The 23,038-nt window shown below is 64.3% G+C and carries 20 protein-coding genes; 11 read left to right on the plus strand and 9 right to left on the minus strand.

Going from position 1 to position 23,038, the window contains the following annotated elements; all coding sequences use genetic code 11:
- The 3 genes from I8J29_RS27635 to I8J29_RS27645 form a co-directional block, all read left to right on the plus strand.
- Positions 1–1,297, plus strand: a 1,297-nt coding sequence (locus I8J29_RS27635) for a hypothetical protein (protein WP_208850582.1), incomplete at its 5' end; no start/stop codon positions are given.
- The gene (locus I8J29_RS27640; protein ID WP_208850583.1) at positions 1,294–4,410 is read left to right on the plus strand and encodes a DEAD/DEAH box helicase; all 3,117 of its coding nucleotides are present in this window, start codon (positions 1,294–1,296) and stop codon (positions 4,408–4,410) included. The genes I8J29_RS27635 and I8J29_RS27640, both read left to right, overlap by 4 nt.
- A gap of 301 nt (positions 4,411–4,711) precedes the next feature.
- Positions 4,712–5,236, plus strand: a complete 525-nt coding sequence (locus tag I8J29_RS27645) for a copper amine oxidase N-terminal domain-containing protein (RefSeq protein ID WP_208850584.1) — start codon at positions 4,712–4,714, stop codon at positions 5,234–5,236.
- Between the two features lie 135 nt (positions 5,237–5,371).
- On the opposite strand, the gene I8J29_RS27650 is transcribed toward I8J29_RS27645, so the two are convergent.
- The 4 genes from I8J29_RS27650 to I8J29_RS27665 are packed head-to-tail and all read right to left on the minus strand — an operon-like array spanning position 5,372 to position 9,106.
- A complete protein-coding gene (locus I8J29_RS27650) occupies positions 5,372–6,820 on the minus strand; it encodes a hypothetical protein (protein WP_208850585.1) in 1,449 nt (482 codons plus the stop codon).
- A 27-nt stretch (positions 6,821–6,847) separates the two neighbouring features.
- Positions 6,848–7,612 (minus strand): hypothetical protein, encoded by a 765-nt coding sequence (locus I8J29_RS27655; protein ID WP_208850586.1) that lies wholly within the window; start codon positions 7,610–7,612, stop codon positions 6,848–6,850.
- A 39-nt stretch (positions 7,613–7,651) separates the two neighbouring features.
- Positions 7,652–8,563 carry an alpha/beta fold hydrolase gene (locus I8J29_RS27660; protein ID WP_208850587.1) on the minus strand — a complete coding sequence of 304 codons (912 nt, stop codon included), beginning with the start codon at positions 8,561–8,563 and terminating at the stop codon, positions 7,652–7,654.
- Between the two features lie 60 nt (positions 8,564–8,623).
- The gene (locus I8J29_RS27665) at positions 8,624–9,106 is read right to left on the minus strand and encodes a quercetin 2,3-dioxygenase (protein ID WP_208850588.1); all 483 of its coding nucleotides are present in this window, start codon (positions 9,104–9,106) and stop codon (positions 8,624–8,626) included.
- Between the two features lie 321 nt (positions 9,107–9,427).
- Between I8J29_RS27665 and I8J29_RS27670 the strand changes: the two genes are divergently transcribed.
- Positions 9,428–10,009, plus strand: coding sequence for a TetR/AcrR family transcriptional regulator (locus I8J29_RS27670; protein ID WP_208850589.1), 582 nt, complete (start codon positions 9,428–9,430; stop codon positions 10,007–10,009).
- 167 nt (positions 10,010–10,176) lie between these two features.
- Here I8J29_RS27670 and I8J29_RS27675 read toward each other — a convergent pair whose 3' ends face one another.
- Complete coding sequence (locus tag I8J29_RS27675) at positions 10,177–10,965, minus strand: polysaccharide deacetylase family protein (protein ID WP_208850590.1); 789 nt, start codon at positions 10,963–10,965, stop codon at positions 10,177–10,179.
- A gap of 217 nt (positions 10,966–11,182) precedes the next feature.
- Between I8J29_RS27675 and I8J29_RS27680 the strand changes: the two genes are divergently transcribed.
- Complete coding sequence (locus I8J29_RS27680; protein WP_208850591.1) at positions 11,183–12,502, plus strand: MDR family MFS transporter; 1,320 nt, start codon at positions 11,183–11,185, stop codon at positions 12,500–12,502.
- Positions 12,503–12,841: 339 nt separating this feature from the next.
- Here I8J29_RS27680 and I8J29_RS27685 read toward each other — a convergent pair whose 3' ends face one another.
- Positions 12,842–13,402 carry a helix-turn-helix domain-containing protein gene (locus tag I8J29_RS27685; protein WP_208850592.1) on the minus strand — a complete coding sequence of 187 codons (561 nt, stop codon included), beginning with the start codon at positions 13,400–13,402 and terminating at the stop codon, positions 12,842–12,844.
- Positions 13,403–13,555: 153 nt separating this feature from the next.
- On the opposite strand from I8J29_RS27685, the gene I8J29_RS27690 reads away from it, so the two are divergent.
- The 6 genes from I8J29_RS27690 to I8J29_RS27715 all read left to right on the plus strand — a co-directional run bounded on the left by I8J29_RS27690 (position 13,556) and on the right by I8J29_RS27715 (position 19,297).
- The gene (locus tag I8J29_RS27690; protein WP_208850593.1) at positions 13,556–14,230 is read left to right on the plus strand and encodes an alpha/beta hydrolase; all 675 of its coding nucleotides are present in this window, start codon (positions 13,556–13,558) and stop codon (positions 14,228–14,230) included.
- The gene (locus I8J29_RS27695) at positions 14,227–15,000 is read left to right on the plus strand and encodes a DODA-type extradiol aromatic ring-opening family dioxygenase (protein ID WP_208850594.1); all 774 of its coding nucleotides are present in this window, start codon (positions 14,227–14,229) and stop codon (positions 14,998–15,000) included. Before I8J29_RS27690 ends, I8J29_RS27695 begins: the two co-directional genes overlap by 4 nt.
- 826 nt (positions 15,001–15,826) lie before the next feature.
- Entirely contained in the window at positions 15,827–17,377 is a 1,551-nt protein-coding gene (locus I8J29_RS27700) for a sensor histidine kinase (protein ID WP_208850595.1), read from the plus strand.
- A gap of 13 nt (positions 17,378–17,390) precedes the next feature.
- Positions 17,391–18,080, plus strand: a complete 690-nt coding sequence (locus I8J29_RS27705; protein ID WP_208850596.1) for a response regulator transcription factor — start codon at positions 17,391–17,393, stop codon at positions 18,078–18,080.
- A 33-nt stretch (positions 18,081–18,113) separates the two neighbouring features.
- Positions 18,114–18,644: a hypothetical protein gene (locus I8J29_RS27710; protein ID WP_208850597.1), complete on the plus strand. Its 531-nt coding sequence runs from the start codon at positions 18,114–18,116 to the stop codon at positions 18,642–18,644.
- A 389-nt stretch (positions 18,645–19,033) separates the two neighbouring features.
- Positions 19,034–19,297, plus strand: coding sequence for a hypothetical protein (locus tag I8J29_RS27715; RefSeq protein WP_208850598.1), 264 nt, complete (start codon positions 19,034–19,036; stop codon positions 19,295–19,297).
- Positions 19,298–19,407: 110 nt separating this feature from the next.
- On the opposite strand, the gene I8J29_RS27720 is transcribed toward I8J29_RS27715, so the two are convergent.
- The 3 genes from I8J29_RS27720 to I8J29_RS27730 form a co-directional block, all read right to left on the minus strand.
- Positions 19,408–21,276, minus strand: a complete 1,869-nt coding sequence (locus tag I8J29_RS27720) for a glycosyltransferase 87 family protein (RefSeq protein WP_208850599.1) — start codon at positions 21,274–21,276, stop codon at positions 19,408–19,410.
- Between the two features lie 233 nt (positions 21,277–21,509).
- Positions 21,510–22,022 carry an acyl-CoA thioesterase gene (locus tag I8J29_RS27725; RefSeq protein WP_208850600.1) on the minus strand — a complete coding sequence of 171 codons (513 nt, stop codon included), beginning with the start codon at positions 22,020–22,022 and terminating at the stop codon, positions 21,510–21,512.
- Between the two features lie 4 nt (positions 22,023–22,026).
- Positions 22,027–22,809: a polysaccharide deacetylase family protein gene (locus I8J29_RS27730; RefSeq protein WP_208850601.1), complete on the minus strand. Its 783-nt coding sequence runs from the start codon at positions 22,807–22,809 to the stop codon at positions 22,027–22,029.
- Positions 22,810–23,038 lie beyond the last annotated feature (229 nt).

Raw genomic sequence — 23,038 nt, forward strand, 5'->3', positions numbered from 1 at the left:
GTCCCGGCCGGGCGACGGCGAGGGCGCGAACCGCGGCTCCGCGCCGTCGGCCCCCCGGCCCGTCCGGCCGACCTTGACGGAGGCGGAGCTGACAGGGCTCCCCGTGGCCAAGTGGCACGAACGGTTCCAGGCGCGCCGCGGGCCGATGCACCTGCACGTCCGCACGGCGCAGGAGGCCGGCGAGCTGCTCGCCGACCTCCAGGCCATGCGGCCCGAGCTGCCCTGGGCGCTGGAGCAGCTGTTCACGCTCCACGCCCTGCTGTTCGTGCTGGAGCGGATGGTCAAGCCGGCCCAAGCGGACTGGCGCCAATCGGGCCTGTTCATGGGCTACCATACGCAGCTCGCGCTGGACGGGCTGCGCGGCCAGGCGCGGAGCCTGCTCGAGGACAAGCTCGCGCTGGCGGGCGACGACTCGGCGTACTGGGACCGGCTGATGGAGACGGCGGACTTCCTCCGGGAGCGCATGCTGACCGAGGACAAGACGCTCGGCTGCTTCGCGTCGCTCTACGCGTCGCTGTGGCTGCACTGGCTCGGTCCCGGCTCGGCCGGAAGCCCGACGCTATACGAGGAGGAGCTGCGCAAGCTGCGGGCGGCGGAGGCGGAGCTCGGGCCGTCCCTATCGCGCCTGCCGTGGACGCTCGCGCAATGCCTGCCGCTGCTCTGCCTGGCGCGCGACGCGGAAGCGCGGGCGCTGCTCGCCCGCGGCGGGAGCGCGCTGATGCTGAAGCCGGAGCATCTCGCGCCGCTGCTCGGCATCCTGGAACGCGGCGGGCAATGGGCCCGGCTGCGCGATTGGCTCGCGGAGACCGGCCCGCTGCTCGTCGGCTTCCGCGGCGAGGACCTGGCGTCCTACGGCGACTATTGGGAGGCGGTCGTGGCGCATCTGCCCGAGGCGGAGCCGGCGATGTGGCGCACGCTCAAGGCGATGCTGCCGTTCTCGCGGTCCGTCTACGAGGACGCGCTGGCGGCGCACGGCTGCTGGGACCTGTGGATCGACCTGCAGATGTGCATGGGCCAAGATCCGCTGTCGTTCCGCGTGACCGCGCTGAAGCCGGTCGAGAAGGACGCGCCGGAGCTGCTGCTGCCCTTCTACCATCAGGCGGTGGAACGGTACGTGCTGCAGAAGAACCGCGACGGCTACAAGGCCGCGGCGAAGCTGCTGAAACGGCTCGCCAAGCTGTACGCCCGGCTGAAGCGGGGCGAGCGGTGGGAGCAGTTCATCGCCGCGTTCGCGAGCCGGAACAGCCGGCTGCGGGCGCTGCAGGAAGAACTGCGCAAAGGAGGACTGCTGTCATGAACGCGTACGCCGATACGCTTACGATTCAAGCGAGCCTGACCGAACAGGGCGACGCGCTGATCTTCGGCGCGGACGCGTCCGGCTACGCGCCGGGGCTGCTCGTCAAGCAGCGGCTGTTCGCGCGGCACGAGCCGTCGTTCTACGGCACGGAGCTCGAGATCGAGAAGCTCCGGGACGAGCTGGAGCTCGTCGTGCTGCCGGCGGAGATGGTGCTGCCGTTCTTCGCCGACCCCGAATGGCTGCCGGTGCACGTGACCTGGCGGCTCGAAGGCGGCGCCGCGCGGCTCGCCGCGCTCGCGCCGGCGCTTGCGCGCGGCGTCGCGGAGCGCAAATTCGTCCCGAGCTTCGAGGCCTACAAGGCCGGCAAGCTGCGGTGGACGTGGGACGCGGAGGCGCTGGACGCGAAGTCACGCCGGGCGCTGCGCGCGCTCGCGGACGGCGCCGGCCGGGCGCGCGGCGGCAGCCTGTACGGCGGACCGGACGAGGACGGCGATTGGGACGAGCACGGCGTATGGGATGGCGATGCCCCGGACGCGGAAGCCCCGGAGTCGGAGGCGGCGGACGCCGCCTTCCTGGCCGGCCTCGGCGCCGCCTTCTCCGCGGCGGTGTTCCAGCGCCATTACGGCACGGAGGAAGCCGCCGGCGACCTGCGCCGCGACTTCCCGCTGCTGTTCGCGCGCGACCGCGCCGCGGCGGCCGCGGGCCTCGACGAGCGCGGCTGGCTCGTCGCCGCCGGCTGGAAGGCCGACACGCTGCCGTTCCGGCCGCTCCTGCAGCTGCTGGAGCCGGAGGACGCCGAAGCCGGCGGCTGGCGCCTCGCGCTCCTGCTGCAGGACAAGCTCGAACCGGCGAAGCTCGCGCCGGTCCGGCTGGCCGCGGACGGCGAAGCCTCCGGGACGTGGCCCTCCGGCTGGACGCCGCACGTGCGCGAGCGCTCCGCGGCGTGGCTCGCGCATCTGCGCGCGAGCCTGCCGGCCGACCGGCTGGCCGGCAGCCCCGCGGACGTGCTGAACGCCCCGCTGCCCGACGACGACGCGTGGCGGTTCCTGACCGCGGACAGCCAGCGCCTCCTGGCCGCCGGCTGGCAGGTGCTGCTGCCCGCCTGGTGGGAAGAGGCGAGCCGCAAGAAGCCGCGCCTGCGCGCGAAAGTCCGCCCCGGCGAAGGCGAGGGCGCGCGCAAGGACGGCGGCCGGTCCTTCTTCGGCCTCGACGCGCTGATCGATTTCGACTGGCGCGTCTCCATCGGCGATGCCGACCTCAGCGAGGAAGAGTTTCGGGAGCTGGTCGCCCGCGGCGAGCGGCTCGTGCGGTTCCGCGGTCAATGGGTGCCGCTCGATCCCGCCCTGCTCGCGCAGATCCGCAAGGCGATGGCGGGCGTCGATCCGCGGCGGGGGCTGTCCTTCCAGGACGTGCTGCAGCTGCATTTGCGGCGCAACCGCGCTTTCTTCCTGCCGGCGGGCGCGGACAAGGCCGGCGAGCGCGGCGGCGAAGAAGACGGCGAGCACGAAGGCGGGCTGGAGGTGGACGTCGAGCTGAACGCCCACCTGACGACCGTCATGGCGCAGCTGACGCAGCAGACGGACTGGCCGTCGGTCCCCGTGCCGCCGACGCTGCATGCGGAGCTGCGCAGCTACCAGCAGGCCGGCTTCTCGTGGCTCGCTTTTCTGCGCCGGTTCGGGCTCGGCGCCGTCCTGGCCGACGACATGGGCCTCGGCAAGACGATTCAGTTCATCGCGTACCTGCTGCACGTCGCGGAGGAACCGGCCGCGAACGGAGGACGCCGTCCCGCGCTGCTGATCTGCCCCACCTCGGTGCTCGGCAACTGGCAGAAGGAGGTGCGCCGCTTCGCGCCGTCGCTGCGCATCCTGCTCCATTACGGCAGCAAGCGGCTGAGCGGCGGCGCGTTCTACGAGGAAGCGGCGGAGGCCGATCTCGTGCTGACCTCGTACGCGACGTCGACGCTGGACCAGGAGCTGCTCGGCGGTTACACCTGGACGGCGATCTGCCTCGACGAGGCGCAGAACATCAAGAACGCCGGCACGAAGCAGGCCATGGCGGTCAAGAGCTTCCCCGCGCGGCACCGCATCGCGCTGACGGGCACGCCGATCGAGAACCGGCTCGCGGAGCTGTGGTCGATCTACGATTTTACCAATCCGGGCTATCTCGGAAGCGCCCGTACGTTCGCCGAGCGGTTCGGCCAGGCGATCGAGCGCGAGCGCGACGAGAAGCGGACGCAGGAGCTGCAGCGGCTCGTGAAGCCGTTCATGCTCCGGCGCAAGAAGAAGGATCCGAACATCATGCTGGACCTGCCGGAGAAGAACGAGATGAAGACGTACATCCACCTCACCGGCGAGCAGAGCGCGCTCTACGAGCAGACGGTCAAGGAGCTGATGGACGAGGTCAAGAAGCTGGAGGGCATTCAGCGCAAAGGCGCGATCCTCTCCGCGCTGACGCGGCTGAAGCAGCTGTGCGACCACCCCGTGCTGCTGACGAAGGAGGCCGTGCCGGTGCCGGAGGACGAGCGCGAGGAAGCCGCCGAATCGGCGATGCTCATCGGCCGCTCCGCCAAGCTCGAACGGCTGCTCGACCTCGTGAAGGAGCTGCGCGAGGAGGGCGAGCGCTGCCTCATCTTCACGCAGTACATCGGGATGGGCGAGATGCTGCAGCGCGTGCTCGGCCGGGAGCTCGGCGAGCCCGTCCTGTACCTGCACGGCGGCTCGTCCAAGACGGCGCGCGACCGGATGATCGAGCGGTTCCAATCCCGGGAGCTGCCGGACGCGGAACAGCCGAACGTGTTCATTCTATCGATCAAGGCCGGCGGCGTCGGGCTCAACCTGACCGCGGCGAACCACGTGTTCCATTTCGACCGCTGGTGGAACCCCGCCGTGGAGAATCAGGCCACGGACCGCGCCTACCGGATGGGCCAGACGCGCGACGTGCAGGTGCACAAGTTCATCTCGCTCGGCACGCTGGAGGAACGGATCGACGAGATGCTCGAGAGCAAGCAGCAGTTGAGCGACGACGTCATCACGAGCTCGGAGGGCTGGATCACGGAGCTGTCGACGGACGCGCTGCGCGATCTGTTCACGCTGCGGCGCGACTGGTCGGAGTAACGGAGCAGCGCAGCTCCATCTGCATAGCGGCATCAGGATGGCCCCGCGCCATCCTTTTTTTGCGTTTTTCGCGGAGTACCCCCTCCATTGATTCATGTCCCGCTACGCCGGGTAACATCAAACTACATGGCAGACAAGTCCTCCGTACCCACTTTTCGCCATGCCCATAGGCGATTTGGATCAATCCGCAGCATCGGCCATTACTATCTTCTCAGATGATCTCAAATGCGCTCCGCTTGGCACGACGCACCAGCAGGAACGGTTTGCCCACCCTACCCATTCATTAAGGAGCGTGACGTAATTGAAGACGAAAAAGCTGATCCTTCCCCTGCTCGGATTGACCCTGATGATGCCTGCGCTGGCGAACGCCGACGCGATGCCGAACGAACCGACGGCGCCGGCGACCAGCGCGGCGGATATGCCGGCCGCTCCGATGAGCGTATACACGGTGAAGCTGAAGGTGAACAGTCCGATGCTGAACAATAACGGCCGCATGGTGACGATGGATACGAGCCCGATGTTCTGGAAGGGCATGGTGTACGTGCCGGTGCGCGCGCTCGCCGAAGGGGTCGGCGCGAAGGTCGCGTGGGACGCGACGACCGGAGCGACGGTCGTCTGGGCCGGACCGGACGTCATGAAATTCTGGGTAGGCCGGGAAGCGATGGAGATCAACGACGCGAAAGTCTCCATCGGCTCGAAGGTCGTGCTGAACGACGACGGCCGCGTCATGGTGCCGCTGCGCTTCATCGCGGAGCAGCTCGGCTGGGAGCTCGACTACAGCGCGCTCGACTGGTCCTTGACGCTGACGAAGATGGTCAACCGATAATCGCGCCCGCGCCGCAAGGCGCAGCCGCGCATGCGCATCACGAAAGGCCGCCCGGGATCGCCCGGGCGGCCTTTCGTTTATCCTGCGGCCGTTCTTCCGGCCGCCGTCTTGTTTTCCGTCATCTTGCCGAGCTGCTTATTCGGTAATCGCGAATCCCAAGCGGATCGCCGGAATGGCGGAGCCGGGATGGTCCTCGCCATAGGTCAACTGAGGCGCGAGATAGACGTCGGGGTTCCGCTGCTCTCCCCGATAGATCCCCGGATACAGATCGATGAGGTGGTAACCCGGTTCGCCTGAAGCGACGATCGTGAAGGTTGCCGTTCCTTGGCTGTTGAAGCCGCACATGTAACCCAGGTAGGCATTGTCATAATCCAGGTAATAGGCGTTATCGTATTCCGTCCAGCCGACTCCTTTGATCTGTATGGCAATTTCGGTACCCGCAGGTCCGGACGTTGGCGTCATTTTGACGACCGACGGCAGGATCGACAAGTAGACCTCGCCATAAGTAACGCCGGCAACTTTCAATTCCATCCGATGCGGCACACCGCCAAGATCGTCGGGGATCGGGAAGCCGTAGCTCAAACTGCCGTTGGCATCCGTCCGGGCCGTGCCGATGACCTTCGTTTTCTCTTCGAAATTCTTGCCCGAGATCCGGCTTCCTTCCATTGTATGCCAGACAAGCTTAGCCGATTGCGCCGCCGGCATCCCGCTCGCCTTCAGCATTACGCGATCCCCCACGTGCCCGGACGATTGGCTAAGCGAAGCGGATACGCCGGGCTTATTCGACAGGGCGGGCAGGCGCACGCCGCCGCCGGCCGCCTTGGGCGAAGCTTCCGCTTCGGGCTCGGCGGCCGGCGGTCCGCCGGTCACGTCGAACGTAAAGCTCGGAACGGGCAAATACGCATTCGGCGCTTCCGTATAATTCACGTACGGCATGCCCAAATAACCATGCCATATCGTGATCGTATGCTTGCCGGCCGGGCCGGAGGCCCGAATCTTCGCGGTCGCGCTGCCATTCGTGGAGACGGCGGAGATCAGGCCCGTCATCTTGTTGTCGTAAGACAATTGCCAGTTGCTTTCCATGGTCGAATAGCCGATTCCCTCGGCCTGGACCGTGATTTCCGTTCCGACCGGGCCGGACTCCGGCGAGAGCCGGAACGTCGGCGCGACGAAGACGTTGTTTTGGGCGGCATGCTTATTGTCTTGGCTTACGTAGATCGTATGGTCGCCGCCGAAACCTCTCGGAACGGCGAAGCTCCCCTGCCAGTTTCCTTGTTCGTCGGACATGCCGGACAGCAGCGTCTTCACTTCGGGTTTGTACGCCGGCCCGATGAAACGGTACAAGCCTTCGATCGCGTAGCTGCCTTGCTCGGTTTCCCAATGCAGGTTAACGGGCGCGTTCGGTTTCAGGCCCGCGGCCGAGAAATGAAGGATCGATCCTACGGTACCTTTGCTTTCCGCGGTTTGTACGGTCGGCGCGACGGATTGTCCGCTCGCCGACGCAGGGCCGGCTATTCCCAAGAACGACGTTACCAGGACCAAAAGCGAGCTCAGGAAGGTGAACGGATGCGTGATGGGTTTCATTGGCTTGACCTCGCTTCCATGGCGCGCTTAGTTCGCCGTTCCCCCCGAGGCCGCGGATTCCGGCGCGACGATCGTGATGAGCGAAGGAGCGACTTGAAACGGCTTGTATTCGCCTTTCATGATGGGCGTTTCGGCGGTGACGTAATAATGTAGCGTGCCTTTCGGAGTCGCGTCCGTCACTTTGTAATTCGCGCTCCAAAACCGCTCGCCGTCCGGCGCATCGGGCGGGTGCTGCCCCAGCTGCATATCCAGCACTTCGCCCGTGCCGAGATGCACCTGCAGCTTCGCGTCTTCCGCCAACAAGCCCGTGATCGGATTCTGGGCTTTCATCCGGAAGACGATCCCGTCCCCGACGGTAAAACGGTTTTGCGGCACGCAGCCCGCGTTTTGGGAAACGACGTCGCCGAAGACGACCAGCCCGGCAGTAAAGTTCATCTGCGCCGTGCGCGTTTTTTCGTTCCAGGTCAAGCTTTTCGCTCCGGCCGCATTCGCCAGATTCCGAATATACACCGTCGGAACGCGGTTCGTTTCGATCACGTTAAGCGTGCTCCCGTTCAGGATTGCCGTATGTTTCTTGCCGTCGTAGACGTAGTTGATCCCCGTCATGCCGGAGAAGCGCTCGAGATCCACGTAAACCCTGCCGTCCGTCATATGGTTGGCGGACGAAACCAGCACCGTTCCGTTGACCGTTACCGCTAGGTTCGCTCCGTTCGCGGAGACGGCAGCCGGCACGGCTGCGCCGACCGCGGCTGCCAGCAGCAGCGATGCGGCCAGCTTCTTCATGCGTTTCATGATCGATGATGTCCTCCTTTAAATTCCGCGTTCATCGGCTTAGGCTTCGGTACGCGCACCGTGAGCGACGAAATCGCGCACGGCTTCCGCGAATTCCCGCGGGCGCTCGACATGGCTCATGTGGCCGCCCGCCACGAACGTATAAAGCTGCGAATCCGGCAGCTTCTCGTCCATTTCCGCAGCCCAGCGCGGGCCGCAGTTGAAATCGTGTTCGCCGACCAGGATGAGCGCCGGTACGCGTATCCCGGTTAAAACCTCTCTCACGTCCCACGTATGCGGCTTTCGGGGAACGAGGTAAAAATTCAAGTTGTCCCGCCACGTCGCGAAGGCTGACGGGAGGTTCCGATAATCGCCGAAGAACGCGGGCAGCAGCCGTCCCAACAGGTGGAGGAACGATTCATTGTCTCGCGCCGCGCCCGCCCCCATGTCCTTCCACGCCTGCCATGCGTCTTGCGCCTCGGGACGATCCGGCCAGCGCCGGGCGTAGAGCTCGATTTGCCGTGCCTGCTCCTCTGCGAGTTCCTGTACCATGCAAGGCGCGCTGCTATAGAGAATGAGACCTTCGAGCTCATCCGGGTAATCGAGCGCATATTGAAGTCCGACAAAACCGCCGTGCGAATGGCCCAGGAAGTAGGGCTTCCGGGCTCCGACGCGCTTGGCGATCTCATGCGCGTGATAGGCATACCGCGGCATCGTGTATTCTTCGTCCGGCAGCAGCCCGGAATCCCCCGTCCCTGCGGGCTCGATATAGACGACGGTCATGGTTTGTTCGAGCAGCGGCATGCGCATGTAATTCCAATCGAAACCGGGGCCGCCCGGGTGAACCAGGCAAACCGGCCCTTGGCCGGCGACGCGGAAGCTGTGGACGACGCCGTCGATCGTGATTTTGTGCTGCAGAGGCTCCAGGCCATCGCGAAAATCGGGCTCGGACGAGGAGAGAATGTTCGTCATCAGGTGTTCCTCCGTTCTTGTCATGAAGTGCGGAATAGCCGTTCTAGCGTTCAGGGATTTTTAGAGGCCCGGATAGGTGATGTTGTATTTTTTGGATACTTCGATGAGTTTTTGAAGCAGTTCGGGCGTTGGAGGCTCCATATTCGCTTCCATGCCCTCCTCGTAAGGAACGCCCAGTTCTTTGACGAAGGAATCGAAGCCCGCCGGGTAGGCCGTCACCAGGAAACGAGCCTGCTCGGACCTCACCTTGAACGTATGCGGAATGCCGCGGGGGGCGAAGACATACTCTCCGCTTCGCACCGAAAACGTGTCGTCCCCAAGCGTCATCTCGATTTCTCCGTCCAACACGTAGAACGATTCGTCTTCGCTTCCGTGGACGTGAAGCGGCGGGCCGTCATTCTCGCGTACCGAGCAATGCACCACGCAAAATTCCCCGTTCGTGTCTTCCCCGCTGACCAAAATGGAATTAATGTCGGTCAGGAATAAATACGTATTGTCGTTGTCCGGCTTCCGGCGCATTGCACCTGCTTTTGGATGGTTCATGGTTGCTCCGTCTCCTCTAAGCTGTCGTTTTTTTACCTGCGCAGTATTTAGATCGATCATTCCCATATTTAAAACCCATTCGCCCTTTTTGTCAACTTACCTAACACAACCTTCATATTTCATAATCTTTTCCTTCACTCGGTTAAGGATTAATCGCTTCAATAATTAGGCCTAAAATAAACGGCTTTCCCCGAACGCAGGACCGAGCAAAAATTTCCCATATATATTGAGATTCGGTTAACGACTCGATGAACCGCTTTGATTTTTATCTTTTACCGATTGTTCTCATATGCTAAAATCATGTCAAAGAGGGTGAACACGATGGCAAGAAGCAAAGAATTCGACGAACACGACGTCCTGCTGAAAGCTATGCGCTTATTCTGGGAACAGGGGTACGAAAAAACCTCGCTTCAGGACCTTGTTACGCATATGGGGATCCATCGCAGAAGCCTGTACGATACGTTCGGCGACAAGCACAGCCTCTTTGTGAAGGCGATGGAACAATACGACAAACAGACGAGCGCGGCGATCAAGGCGGAAGTCACCCGCGGCCGCACGTCGCAAGAAGCCATTCGCTTCTTCTTCGACTACCTGATCGAGGTGAACGACGGCCGGCCGTTAGGCTGCTTATACGTGAATTCGGCGACCGAGCTGGCTCTAAGGGATCCGGAGGTAGGCGAGCTCACCAACGAAGGGTTCAAGAACGAAGAGCGATTCCTTGCCGATCTCATTCGAAAAGGTCAACAATCGGGCGAAATCCCGCTTGGCAAGGATGCCGATCAGCTTGCGGCAAGCCTGCAGGCCACCATGATCGGAATTCGGGTATTGGCCCGTACGTCCACGGATCGAAAGAAGCTGCATCGGCTGGCGGATGCTTCCGTCGCCATGCTTGACGCGCCATGATTGCCGCATGCGGTTGACAGCCGTCAGGCTTGAAACCATGCGGAAGCGAAAAAGCCGCCCGGGTTGCCCGAGCGGCTTTTCGTCATGCGGCTGTCTTGGAGACGCCGGCAATGTCTTTTGATTTTGGGGCATCGCATTCTCACCGGGATGCCTTCATGCGAATGCTTTTATGCGTGCGCGAGCTTGCGTTCGAAATCTTCCAGCCCCATCCCGCCCGAGATGAACAGCCGCTTGAGCAGGTACGGGTTCTGGCCCGGATCGGTCCAGCCGTCGTCGAACGTAAAGGCGTACGCGTAGCCGCTCTGCTTCACGAGCCGCATCGTCTCTTCGCTGCGCAGCCCGTACGGATACGCGATGGCGGTCACCTCGGTGCCGAGCTCGCGCTCGATGGCCGCCTTGGAGCCGGCGATTTCGTCGCGCTGCACGCTCGCCGTATGCAGCGGCAGGAACGGATGCGTGCGCGTGTGCGCCATGATGTCCCAGCCCGCGCTGCGCAGCGCCTTGACCTCGTCCCAGCTCACATACCCGGAGCCGCCGACCCAATTCGTCACGAGAAACTCCGTCGCCCGAAACCCGTATTCCTCGAGCACCGGCAGCGCCTCGGCGTAATTGTTCTTATAGCCGTCGTCGAACGTGATCAGGACTTCCTTGCCGCTCGCCTTCTCCTTGCCCGACAGGAGCGCCCCGAATTCCTTCAGATCGATGCTATGGTAGCCTTGGCCGCTCAGCCACGCCATCTCCTCGCGGAACCGCTCCGGCGAGACGACGTATTCGTTGCTTCCCCCGTTATCTGCGATCGAATGGTAGCACAGCACCGGAATGCCCGCCCCGGACGCCTCGGCCGACGCGAACGCGACCGTCCGCTTGAACTGCAGCAGCTGATCGGCCGTAACGGCCAGCGAAACGGCCATGAACGCCAGCAAGGCGGTCATCGCCGCGACTTTTCGTTTCTTCATAGCCAACTCCCCCGCTGTCTGTGCCTTTTGCGTCCTTCTATCATACGACAGGCGCCGCGAACGGACCACTGCAACTTCATTCCTGATCCGGGCGCGGCTTCCGGAGGGGCTGCTGCGACGCGGTAAAGGGGCGAAAGCATGTTCCCTTCGCCGCGGACGACCGTGTATAATGGGGATGCCCAACCCACGAAAATCCGGCAACCAGAGGAAGTTGTACATGCGAATCCGCGATTGGGATACGAATTTGAAGCTCCGCCTCGGCGGAGAAACCGCGTTTAACGTCATCTTTTGGACGTTCTTTCCGTTCCTGTCCATTTATTTCACGAATGCGTTCGGCAAAGGCTGGACGGGCATGCTGCTCGTGCTCTCCCAGCTGCTGTCGGTTTTGGCCAATCTGATCGGCGGCTACTGCGCCGACCGGTTCGGCCGCAAGCGGATGATGGTGTTCGCCGCGAGCGGACAGGCCTTCGGCTACGCGCTGTTCGCCTGCGCGGCTTCGCCCTGGGTGAATCTGCACGCGCCGGCGTTCGCCGGCTTCACGCTGGCGAGCTTCTTCGGCGCCCTGTACTGGCCGGCGAGCCAGGCGATGGTCGCGGACGTCGTCGACGAGAAGCATCAGTCGAGCGTCTTCGCGATCTTCTATACCGCCTCGAACATGGCCGTGGTCGTCGGTCCGCTGCTCGGGTCGTTCCTGTACAAGGACAACCCGTACGCCGTGCTCGCCGCGGCCGCGGTCATCTGCGCGGCGATCGCGCTCGTCATGCGCGGCCGGCTGAGCGAGACGCGGCCCGCGCACGTGGCGGACCGGTACAAGACCGCGTCCGGCGCGCCTTGGTACGCCGCGGTGACCGCCCAGCTGCGGGATTACCGGGTCATCGCCGCGGACCGCGTGTTCCTGCTGTTCAGCATCGCGGGCGTGCTGCTCGCGCAGACGTTCATGCAGCTCGACCTGCTGTTCCCGGTCTTCCTGAAGGAAACCGTGCCGCTGTCGACGCTCTTCTCGTACCGCGGCTGGGACCTGACGCTGACCGGCCAGCAGCTGTTCGGCCTCATCGTCTCCGAGAACGGCCTGTTCGTCGCCCTCTTCACGGTCATCGTGACGAAGTGGATGACGAAGTATCGCGACCGGATCGTGTTCATCGGCGGCGCGCTCTTCTACGCCCTCGGCATGATCATGTTCTGCAACATGTCGACGTTCTGGGGCTTCACGGCCGCGATCGCGGTGTTCACGCTGGCGGAGCTCATGTCGGCCGGCCCGCAGCAAGCGTTCGTCGCGCGCCTCGCGCCCGAGGAGATGCGGGGACAGTATTTCGCGGCGGCGAGCCTGCGCTTCACCCTCGGCCGCACCATCGCGCCGATGTCCATCCCGCTCACGGGCATGCTCGGCTTCAAGTGGACGTTCGCCGCGCTGGCGCTGCTCGCCGTGCTGTCGGCCGTCATCTACAACGCCATGTTCAACAAGCTCGAGGAAGCGCCGCGCCGGCCCGAAGGGAAGCCGCGGCGGGCGAAGCCCAAGCCTGAGATCGACTTGAAATAAGCTGGGACCCTAACGGCCCGGATTCGCCTCATCAGGCGACTCCGGGCCGTTGTCGCGCGCCGGACGTCGACGGGACAAGCGCATCTGGCGTCCTTGCCGCGGGTCGCGTCTCGCGGACGGCATTGGCGCCGCCGGCCTTTCTTGCCGCTGGCCTCATCTTGCGCAGTGCTTGGAAGCCGTCGGCCTTTCTTGGCGCGGGTCGCGTCTCATGGATGGCATCGTTGTCGTCGGCTATACTTGGCGCGGGCCGCGTTTTCCGCCTGAGTCTCCCTCCGTGCTGACGGCGCAAGAGGCGCTCGCGGCGTCGCCGGGTCGGTACCGTCGTCGCGGCTCCTTCGTTTAAGGACGATCGTAATACGGTTCCGCTTGCTCCGTCTCCGTATAGACCGCGATGAGCACGACCGCCGTGTCCTCGCCGATGTTGCGCACGAGATGCGGGATGCAGGCGTTCCAGCTGAAGGAGTCGCCTTCGCCGAACTCGGCCGCGTCCTCCCCCTGCCCGGCGTAAATCCGTCCCCGGACGACGAGATGCACTTCCTCGCCCTCATGCGCCCGCGGTTCCTCTCCCGTCGATCCGCCCGGCGGCAGCTCGACGAGCATCATCCGCATGCTCTTCGCGGCGCCCAGGTGCTCGACCTTCAGCCGCTCCGGTCCGCTCGTCGTGATCTTACGGTCCCCCTTGCGGACGATCTGCATGCGTTCCTCCTTCTTCAGCAGCAAATACGCGAGCGGCACGCCCAGCGCGCCGGCGATGTTCTCGAGCGTCGCGATGGACGGGGACGTCTTATTCGTCTCGACCTGGCTCATGAAGCCTTGGGACAGGCCGGTATCTTCGCAAATTTGCGCGATCGTGATGTTCTTGCGCTTCCGGATCGCCCGAATGTTCGTGCCGATGTCCATGCGCGGACCCCCTCCTGAAATATTAGTGATACGTATGTTGTATTTATTTTATCAATTTTCTTGTTGACACGCCACCCTGTTCGGCAGTAAATTAGGGATATAAATTTTATTTCGCTATCGCTAATATTTTATACACGGAAGGAGCGTATCTTTATGAAGACGGCTTTTCATTACGACGTTCACCTGCCGCCGGGCCGCCTCGAGGGCCAGCGGTATCCCGTGATTTTCACCCTGCACGGCAAAGGGTCCAACGAACGCAACCTGTTCGGTCTCGTCGAGCCCCTGACCGACGCTTTCATCGTGATCGGCATCCGCGGCAACCGCCTCCTCGGCAACGGATTTCAATATTACGACCTGAAGAGCCTCGGCAACCCGATCCGGGAGCAATTCGACCAAGCGATGGCGGAGCTGACGGCTTTCATCCGGTACGCGACGGAGACGTATCCGGTCGATCCGAAGCGGCGGTACGTGCTCGGCTTTAGCCAAGGCGCCATTCTGGCGATGTCCCTCGCCTTGACGATGGGCGACGAACTGAAGGGCATCGTCGCGCTGAACGGCTACGTGCCGGGCTTCGTGAAGACGGAGTACCCGTTGCGCAGCGTGGCGAACGTGTCCGCGTTCATCTCGCACGGCGAGTTCGACGGCGTGTTCCCGGTCGCCATCGGCCGCGAGAACGCCGACTATTTCGGCGGCTTGACCGAACGTCTGACGTTCAAGACGTACCCGGCCGATCATGGCGTCACGCCGGAGAACCAGCGGGATTTCGCGGCATGGCTTCGCGCGGACGCCGAACGGACCACTACCACTGAAGGAGCTGATGTACGATGATGCCCGCTTATTTCTTCGCGCACGGCGCGCCGTCCCTTGTGCTGGAGCGGCATGCCTACACCGATTTTCTCGGGGATTTCGCGGCCGGCCTGCCGAAGCCGAAGGCGATCGTCCTGTTTTCCGCCCACTGGGAGCACACGACGCAGACGGTCAGCACCGCCGACACGTACGAGACGATCTACGATTTCTCGGGTTTTCCGGACGCGCTCTATCGCATCACCTACCCGGCCAAAGGAGACCGTAAGCTTAGCGAAGACATCCGCGCGTTGTTCGACAAGCACGGCATCCCGAGCCGCTTCGACGGCGAGCGCGGCCTGGATCACGGAGCGTGGGCCGTCCTGAAGCTGCTCTTCCCCGACGCCGGCGGCATCCCGGTCGTGGCGCTGTCCGTGAACCGTCACCTGACCAACGGGGAGCAGTACCGCATCGGCAGCGCGCTGGCGGAACTCCGGGAGCAGGACGTGCTTATTATCGGCAGCGGCGGCACCGTCCATAACCTGCGGCGGCTGAGCTGGGGCGCCGAGATCGCGGACGACTGGGCGCTGGCGTTCGACGCCTGGCTGCAGGAGAAGCTCGAAGCGTGGGACACCGCGGCGCTCTTCGATTACCGGAGCCAGGCGCCGTACGCCCTCGACGCCGTACCGACGAACGAGCATTTCATTCCGCTGCTCATCGCGATGGGCGCCGGCAGCCGGAATCGCACGGCCACCCTGCTGCATCGCAGCTACCAGCTGGGCAGCTTGAGCTTGAGCTGCTGGCAGTTTGATTGAGGGACGGACGGGCGCAGAGCTTGACGAGACGCAAAAGCTTGACGGGGCGAAGAGCTCGACGAGACGAGAAGCATGACGGGGCGAGAAGCATGACGGGGCGAAGTTGCCGCCTCGGCATGCGAAGCGAAGCCGGTAGATCGTCGTAGCGATGCCGGCGAGCATTTAGGTAGTGCGAGACCCGCGATCCCCCATGGGATTGCGGGTCTTTTTGGCACGCACGCTTCTCCTCGATGGCGCGACTCTGGCGACTATTCGCGCACGCGGCCCCACGATGACGCGACTTTTGCGACTATTTGCGCACGCGGCTACCCGATAGCGCGACTTTGGCGGACACCAGATCCGTTATTTGCGCAAAAACCCGTTTTCTGCGCTCCGATCGGACACACGTTCCGCTATTCATCCTCCTAGCGACCCAATGAGGACTCCAACGAGCAAATAAGCGCTCCTGTGGCCGCGAAACGGGGAAATTGGGCTCTACAGCGAATATAACGGATCTCCTGTCCGCTCAGAGTCTGGGCTCAGCAGAAATCGGGGAGCAGCATGAAATCGTCACCTCGTGCATCTGAACTGGGCCTTACGGCGACGGCGAAATGTCGAAGCCCCCCGCGGGGCGCCCAGCGTCAGCGGAAATCGGGAAACGGCATGGTGCCGGATCCCCGAACGCCGGACATGCAGGCAGCAGCGAAAATATCGAGCCCACCGCAGCCCCCCTCCCGGTAGCCGAGGAAGCAACTGTCTTGCCGCGGCCGACATTTTAGCCTTTTTTTCGAATTGGTTTATGAACCTTTTACGGTTGGATACTACAATTGGAAGAGAGGTGAAGCCGATGTCTATCCGAACGAAATTGCTGCTTTCTTATATCGCCATGATCGCGGTGCCCGTCGTGCTCTTCGGGGCGGTCGTCATGACCGCGGCCGGCCTGTACCTGCGGGACATGGCGCCCGGATCCGGCCATGCTGCCGCGCGGCAGCATCGCGCCGCCCTGCCCTTCGAAGCGTTCCGCGACCTGTTCGGCGGGCGAAGCGAGCTCGCGGGCGGGCTGCGGTTCGTCGCCGCGCACGATCCGCGCCTGCTGGACGATCCGGCGTTTCTCGCGGACGCGGAAGCGGAGCTGGCGAAGGTCGACGCCGGCCTGCTCGTGCTGCGCGGCGAGCGGACGGCGTACGCGTCGCCCGGCTTGGACGCGGACGCGATCACGCGGCAGCTGCAGGCCGGCGGCTCCGAGGCGGCGAACGCCTGGCCGCCGCGCAAGCCCGGGGGCTACGGCTTCGACCGCATCGCCTACACCGCCGCGGACGGCCAAAGCGCCACCCTCGTCATCGCCTCGGACATGGAGCCGGTCGCCCGCTTCTTCCGCCGCTTCGTCCCGACCGTGCTGCTCGCGCTCGTCGGCGCGCTGGCGCTCACGAACGGCGTCCTGACCTACTTCGTCTCGCGCAGCATCATCCGGCCGCTGCAGGCGCTTCGGACCGCGGCCGGCCATATCCGCGAAGGCGAGCTGGACCGGCCCGTGAATCTGCGGCGGCAGGACGAGATCGGCCAGCTGGGCGCGGCGTTCGAGGAGATGCGCGTCCGTCTGCGGGACTCCATCGGCGACGGGCTGCAGCTGGAGCAGAGCCGCAAGGAGCTGCTCGCCTCCATCTCCCATGACCTGAAGACGCCGATCACCGCCATTCAAGGCTGCGTCGACTGCCTGCAGGGCGGGGTCGCGGACACGGAGGAGAAACGGCGGAAGTACGTCGCGATGATCGCGGGCAAGGCCGCCGACATGAACCGGATGATCGAAGAGCTGTCGCTCTATTCCACGCTGGACGTCGGCCGGCTGCCGTTTCGGTTCGAGCGGCTGGAGCTCGGCGAGTACGTCCGGCGGACGGTCGAGGAGCTGCGGCTCGACCCGCGCCTCGCCGGCGTCCGGCTGGAGCTGGATGTGCCGCGGCATGACCCCGCCTCCGCCGATCCATGGCCGCTCTGCGTGCAGGCCGACCGGGAGAAGCTGCGCCGGGCGATCCTGAACGTCGTCGAAAACAGTCTGAAGCATATGGAGCGCGAGCCCCGCATCCTGCGTTTCGCGCTGGAACGCCTGGCGCCCGGCGCCCCGGACGAGGCCGTCGCCATCCGGATCGCGGATAACGGCACCGGCATCCCGGAGGACGCGCTGCCGCATGTCTTCGACCGCTTCTTCCGCGCGGAGCCGTCCCGGCGGACGGAATCCGGAAGCAGCGGCCTCGGCCTCGCCATCGTGAAAGGCATCGTGGAGGAGCACGGCGGCCGGGTGCGCGCCTTCAGCCGTCCCGGCGAGGGCACGTCCATCGTCATCGCGCTGCCGGCCGATCGAAGCTCCCGGATTACGGACTCGCCGGGAAAACAACCGACATGAGGAGGGAGCCGACATGAAACGGATTTTGATCATCGAAGACGATCCCGTCATCGCCGAGGTGCAGCACGACTACCTGGAGGCAAGCGGCTTCAAGGCCGACGTGGCGGACCGCGGCGAGACCGGGCTGGAGCTGGCGCTGCGGGACCGGTACGATTTGATTTTGCTCGATCTGATGCTGCCCGGGCTGGACGGCTACGAGATTTGCCGCCGGGTCCGCGAGGCGAGCAACGTGCCGATTCTCATCGTGTCCGCGAAGAAGGAGGAAGTGGACAAGATCCGCGGATTCGGCCTCGGCGCCGACGATTATATCCTGAAGCCGTTCGGCCTCGGCGAGCTGGTCGCCCGGGTCAAAGCGCACCTGGCCCGCTACGATCGGCTCGTCGGCAGCGGCGAATGGCGGCACGACGAGCTGCGGCTGCCGGGCATCCGCATCGACCGCCAAGCCCGCCGGGTGCACGTGAACGAAGCGGAAGTCGCGTTTACGGCCAAGGAGTACGAGCTGCTCCTCTTCCTCGCGTCCAATCCGAACCGGGTGTTCCGGAAGGAAGAGCTGTTCGAGCGCATCTGGGGCATGGACGCCCTCGGCGACTACGCCACCGTCACGGTCCATATCGGCAAGCTGCGGGACAAGATCGAACGCGATCCGTCCAAGCCGGCTTACATAGAGACGATCTGGGGCGTCGGCTACCGTTTCAACCTGTAACACCATCGCATCCGAAAGGGAGGGCTGCTACCCGTGGCCAAACTCACGATGACGCAGCGGCGCGTTCTGCTGCTGCTCCACCTTGTTTTCGCATCCATCATGCTGGGCGGCCAGGCGACCTTCATCATTCTCGCGCTGACGGCCTCGGCGACGGACAGCGCGGACACGCTTCGCACGTGCTACGCGGTCATGCACCTGCTCGCCGACTCGAGCGTGCGCGCCTCGACGATCGGCACGACCGCGACCGGCATTCTGCTATCGGTGCTCACCTCGTGGGGCCTCTTCCGCTACTATTGGCTGATCGCCAAAGAAATCCTGACGCTCGTCACGATCGGCATCGGCTTCGTCGGCCTCTATGAATGGACGCTGCGCGGCGTCCGCCTGTCCGAAGCGCCGGTCGCGAACGCCTGGGCGGAGCCCGGCTTCACGGTCAACCATGCGTGGCTGTGGATCGGGATCCTGCTGCAAACGATCTCCCTGCTCCTCATGTTCGTCCTCTCCGTGTGGAAGCCGGGCGGGAAAACCAAGATGTCCGCGAGAGGGACGGCGGTTACGGGGCGCTAGCCTCCCCGCGCGCCGACAGGGCTGTCGCGTGTGCGTTGTGCCGTTTTCGCGGACTGCCTTTTTGCCGCTGCTTGTCCGTCTCAGCTTGCGAAATCCAGCCCCGCCGGACGCACGCCCTTGCGATTCGCCGAACGTACGGCAGACTGCAACCAGACGGCGCGGCAAGACGTCTTGGAGTAGAGGGGGATGAAGCATGCGAACCGCGATACTACGGGTAACGATGCTCTGTCTGTGTCTGGCGCTGCTGGCAGGCTGTAAACCCGCCCGCCTGGACCGGCCAGCCTGAAACGGTTCTGACCATCGCGCTGATCGAGGAGGCTTTCGCCGCCCAGGGCATTCCGCTGCAGCCGGAGACTTCCGGCGAAGCAAGGACCGCCAGCGTCCTGTCGATGCCGTTGAACGGCGTCGCTCCCGTCCTGTTCGCCATCCATGACGGTCAGCGCATCGCCGTCTATCTCTGCGCGTCCGCGAAGGGCGTTACGCGAGCGGAAGAAGATTTTGCGGAGAAAACCGCGGCGGCGGACGTGATTGCCCACGGCAGATACGCGGCGGCGAACGCGCTGGCCGTGTACGATTATGCGAGCTCACGGAGCGCGATGGGCGAAGATATCCGCGTCGCGCAAGCGGTGCAGGCTTTGGCGAAGCATTTATGAGGTAAATCGTTAAGCCGACGGACAAAAGGCCGACGGCCCGCCCGTCCGGACTGCGTCTTCCCAACTCGGGAATGGCGATCTGTCCGGGCCGGCGAGGCCGGCGGCCTTCGTTATTTCAGCACTTCCGCCGCCAGCGTTCGCTCCGCTTGTTCGTACCGGAGTCCCGGCAGCCGCACATAGCCGATCGCCCACAGGACGGCGCTGCCGAACAACGCCACGTTCATCGTCGACGCCGCCCACATCGTGAAGGAATACGTCTCGTTGCCGCCGGACTGGAACAGGATGGCGAACGTGTTGACGAAGATCGTCAAGCTGAAGCCCGCGGCCAGCCACAGCAGCACCCGGTCCCGCAGCTGCAGGTACGCGAGCGCGGCGAGCGCCGCGGCGGGAAAGAGGTAGCGCTCGTGCATCCCCGTCGAGAGCGTGAACACGCCCGAGATCAGCAGCATCGCCGCGGCCGGCGCGAACGCCGCCTGCCGGCTGCGCGCGTACGCCCGCCAGGCGAACAGCGTCGTAAGGACGATGCCGGCCAGCCCCCACGCATGGAAGGTCAAGCCGAGGAATCGGGTCGCGTCGGCCTTGTAGTTGTCCCCCAGCAGCGCGAACAGGTTGTACGCGTTGACGGTGGCGTATGGATACTCCTGCACGGTGCCGGCGTAGAGCCGGTACAGCCATAACGGGCTTTGGCCCGTCGAGAACGGCAGCGCCACGGCGAGGAGCGTCGCGGCGGAGGCGGCGATCGCCGTAAGCCAAGCCCGAAGATTGCGCGCGGAGACGAGGCCGAAGAACAGCACCGGCGCGAAAATGATCCCCTGCGGCTTCATCAGAATCGCCGCCGCGAACAGCGCCGACGCCCAGCCGATTCGCCCCCGCGTCAGCAAGTAAACGGCCCCGACGACGAGCAGCGTGAACAGCGAATCGACCTGCCCCCAATAGGTCGAGTTGACGATGACGGCGGGATTCAGCAGGTACAGCAGCGCGACCAGAAGGCCGGCCGCATAGCCGGCATAGCGCCGCGAAGCGAGAAACAGCACCCACGCCGTCCCGGCGTCCGCGAGCATGGACGGCAGCTTGTACAGCACGGTCGCGTACGGCGCGAGCGACGCGGCGCGCAGCAGGCGCCCGATGACGTACAGCGCGTAAATGTAAAGCGGCGGATAGTCGGCATTGCCGTTGACGTAGAAGCCGCTTAGGTTCTCCGCGGCCTGGGACGCCCAAGCGCGGAAAAAGTTCAAGTCCCCTTGATGCGACGCCGCCCACGGCGCGACCGCGATCCGCAGCAGCACGCCCGCGCCGAGCAGCGGCCAGAGCAGCCCTTTGCGGCGATCGGCGGGCACGTCGGCCTTCCGCCGGAACACGGCGTACGCCCCGGCGGCCGCGAGCGCCGCGAAGACGAACGCGTACGCGACGAGCCCGCTCTTGCCCGCGCCGGAAGACGAGGCGCCGAACCCGCCGCCGCGGCCGAAACCCGGAGCGCCGCCGCCCTGTGTGCCGCCGCCGGCAAAGCCGCCCACCCCGTCGGGGCCGACGGCCGAGGAGCTCCCGCCCGGGGCGCCCTGCGCCGAGCCAACTTCGCTTTGCTCCGAGCCGGTATCGCTGTTGCCCGAAGCACCGTCCGCGCCCGTTGAGCCCGGCGCCGAGCCGGCGTCCCCGCCCGAAGCGCCTGCCGCCGAGCCGCTGCCGCTGCCCGCGGCGCCCGGCGCCGAACCGGCATCCCCCCCGCCCGGCGTGCCGTCCGCGCTCCCCGTTGCACCCGGCGCCGAGCCGTCGATGCCGTCACCAAACCCCGGCTGCGCGCCGTCCCCGCCACCGTTACCGTTAAAGCTTAGGCCGCCGTCCCCGCCGCCTCTTCCGAACGTTTGCGCGGCACCGGAGCTGCTCCCGTCCACGTGCGCAAGCGAATAAACGCACACGGCCAGCGACAGCGCGAGCAGTAGGACCGCCGCGGTCCGAATGCCGTATTTTCGCATGTAACCCATGCCCTCCACCTCGTTCCGCTTTCAGTCGATGTTCATGCCTTTCATTCTAAGCACCGAACCTGAAGCAAAACTTAGCCGTGCCTGATAGTTTGCTGAAAGCGGGCGCGCGGCGCCGATCGGGCCGGCAGCAAAAAAGACGCCCCGCTTCCGAGGCGTCTTCTATAGGTCTTCCGGTTACGTCAGCCCCGGGCATCATCGGATGTCCGGGGCTGACGTAGAAATCCGTCCTTGCCTCACTCCCACGGATACTTCGTCAGCAAATAATCCGCGAACTTCTTGCTCTCTTCCCGCCGGTGCTTCCGCAGCTGCGTGCGGTACTCCGCCGTCTCGAACAGCTTCTTCTCCTCGTCCGTCTCCGGGACGACGCCCGGCACGGGGATGGGACGGTTATCGTCGTCCAAGGCGACGAAGGTGAGGAACGCCGTGGCCGCGATCGTGCGGTCGCCGGTGCGCATGTCCTCGCGGATCACTTTGACGAACACCTCCATGGAGCTGGTGCCCGTGTGCGTGATGAACGATTCCAGCGACACGGAATCGCTCGGCCGGATCGGCTGCAGGAAGTCGACGGAGTCCGTGGACGCCGTCACGGCCGTGGCCCGGCACAGCTTGGAGACGGAGATCGACGCGATGTCGTCGATGTAGGCCATCAGCTTGCCGCCGAACAGCGTATTGTGGTTGTTGACGTCGGTCGGAAACACGCGGGACACCTTGAAGCAGCGCGTCTCGCGGATGAATTTCGGTTGCATGCGTTCACTCCGCTCTCTTCGAAGATCCTGTTACACCAGATGATTTCGAGACCGGCAGCAATTCTCCTGTTTTATCGCGGATCAGCTCGGATACGGTCACGAGCTTGAAGCCTCTGCGCTCCAGCTCCGGCAGGATCACCTGCAGCGCCTTGACCGTATGTATGGAGGCCCCCGACACATAGTCGTGCAGCAGCACGATGTCGCCGTTGCGCGCGTTCTTCAGCACCTTGTTCGCGATATGCCGCACCCCGGGGCTGCGCCAGTCCTCGGTATCCTGGTGCCAGGACCAGAGCACGGTCGTATACCCGAGCTTCCGCGCGATGTCGATCGACTTGTCGTTATAATACCCGCCGGGCGGACGGAACAGGAACGGCTTCTTGCCGGTCAGCTGCTTGAGCGAACGGTCGGTGCGCGCGATTTCCCGCTGGATCGTCTCGGACGCGACCCCTTTGGTGAAGAACACATGATTGAACGTATGATTGGCCACTTCATGCCCCTCCGCGATTTCCCGCTTGACGATATCCGGATATTTCTCCACCCGGTAGCCGATGACGAAGAAGGTCGCTTTGGCGTGGTACTGCTTGAGCAGATCGAGAATCTGGTTCGTCGTCCGCGGTTCGGGACCGTCGTCGAACGTCAGGGCGAGCTCCTTGCGCTCGAGCGGCAGCTCCCAGATGATGTCCCCCCTGCTTTCGTAGAAATAACGGTCTTTCCGGGGAATCCCGAAGCCGCACAGCACGGTCAAACAAAGCGCGACGGCCAGCAACCGTAATCCCGCATGGCGCATACTGCTACCCCCTTGCCCAGTCGGAGAACCCGACTGCAATCAACGTTTACTATGGCACGGAAACCGGTATTTTATGCCGAGCGCGGCAAAGTCGCGGCCCGCCTCGCGTTCGAAACTTCCCCCTTCGTCCCCGCGACGCGAAAAAAAGAGAACGCCCGCAGGCGTTCCCCGATCCTAAACCCTATAAGTGCTTCATGCCATGAACGATACGCGCCGTCAATCGAACCAT

Origin of the sequence: Paenibacillus artemisiicola (assembly GCF_017652985.1) — a bacterium.
In the GTDB taxonomy this organism is placed as follows: Bacteria; Bacillota; Bacilli; order Paenibacillales; family Paenibacillaceae; genus Paenibacillus_Z; species Paenibacillus_Z artemisiicola.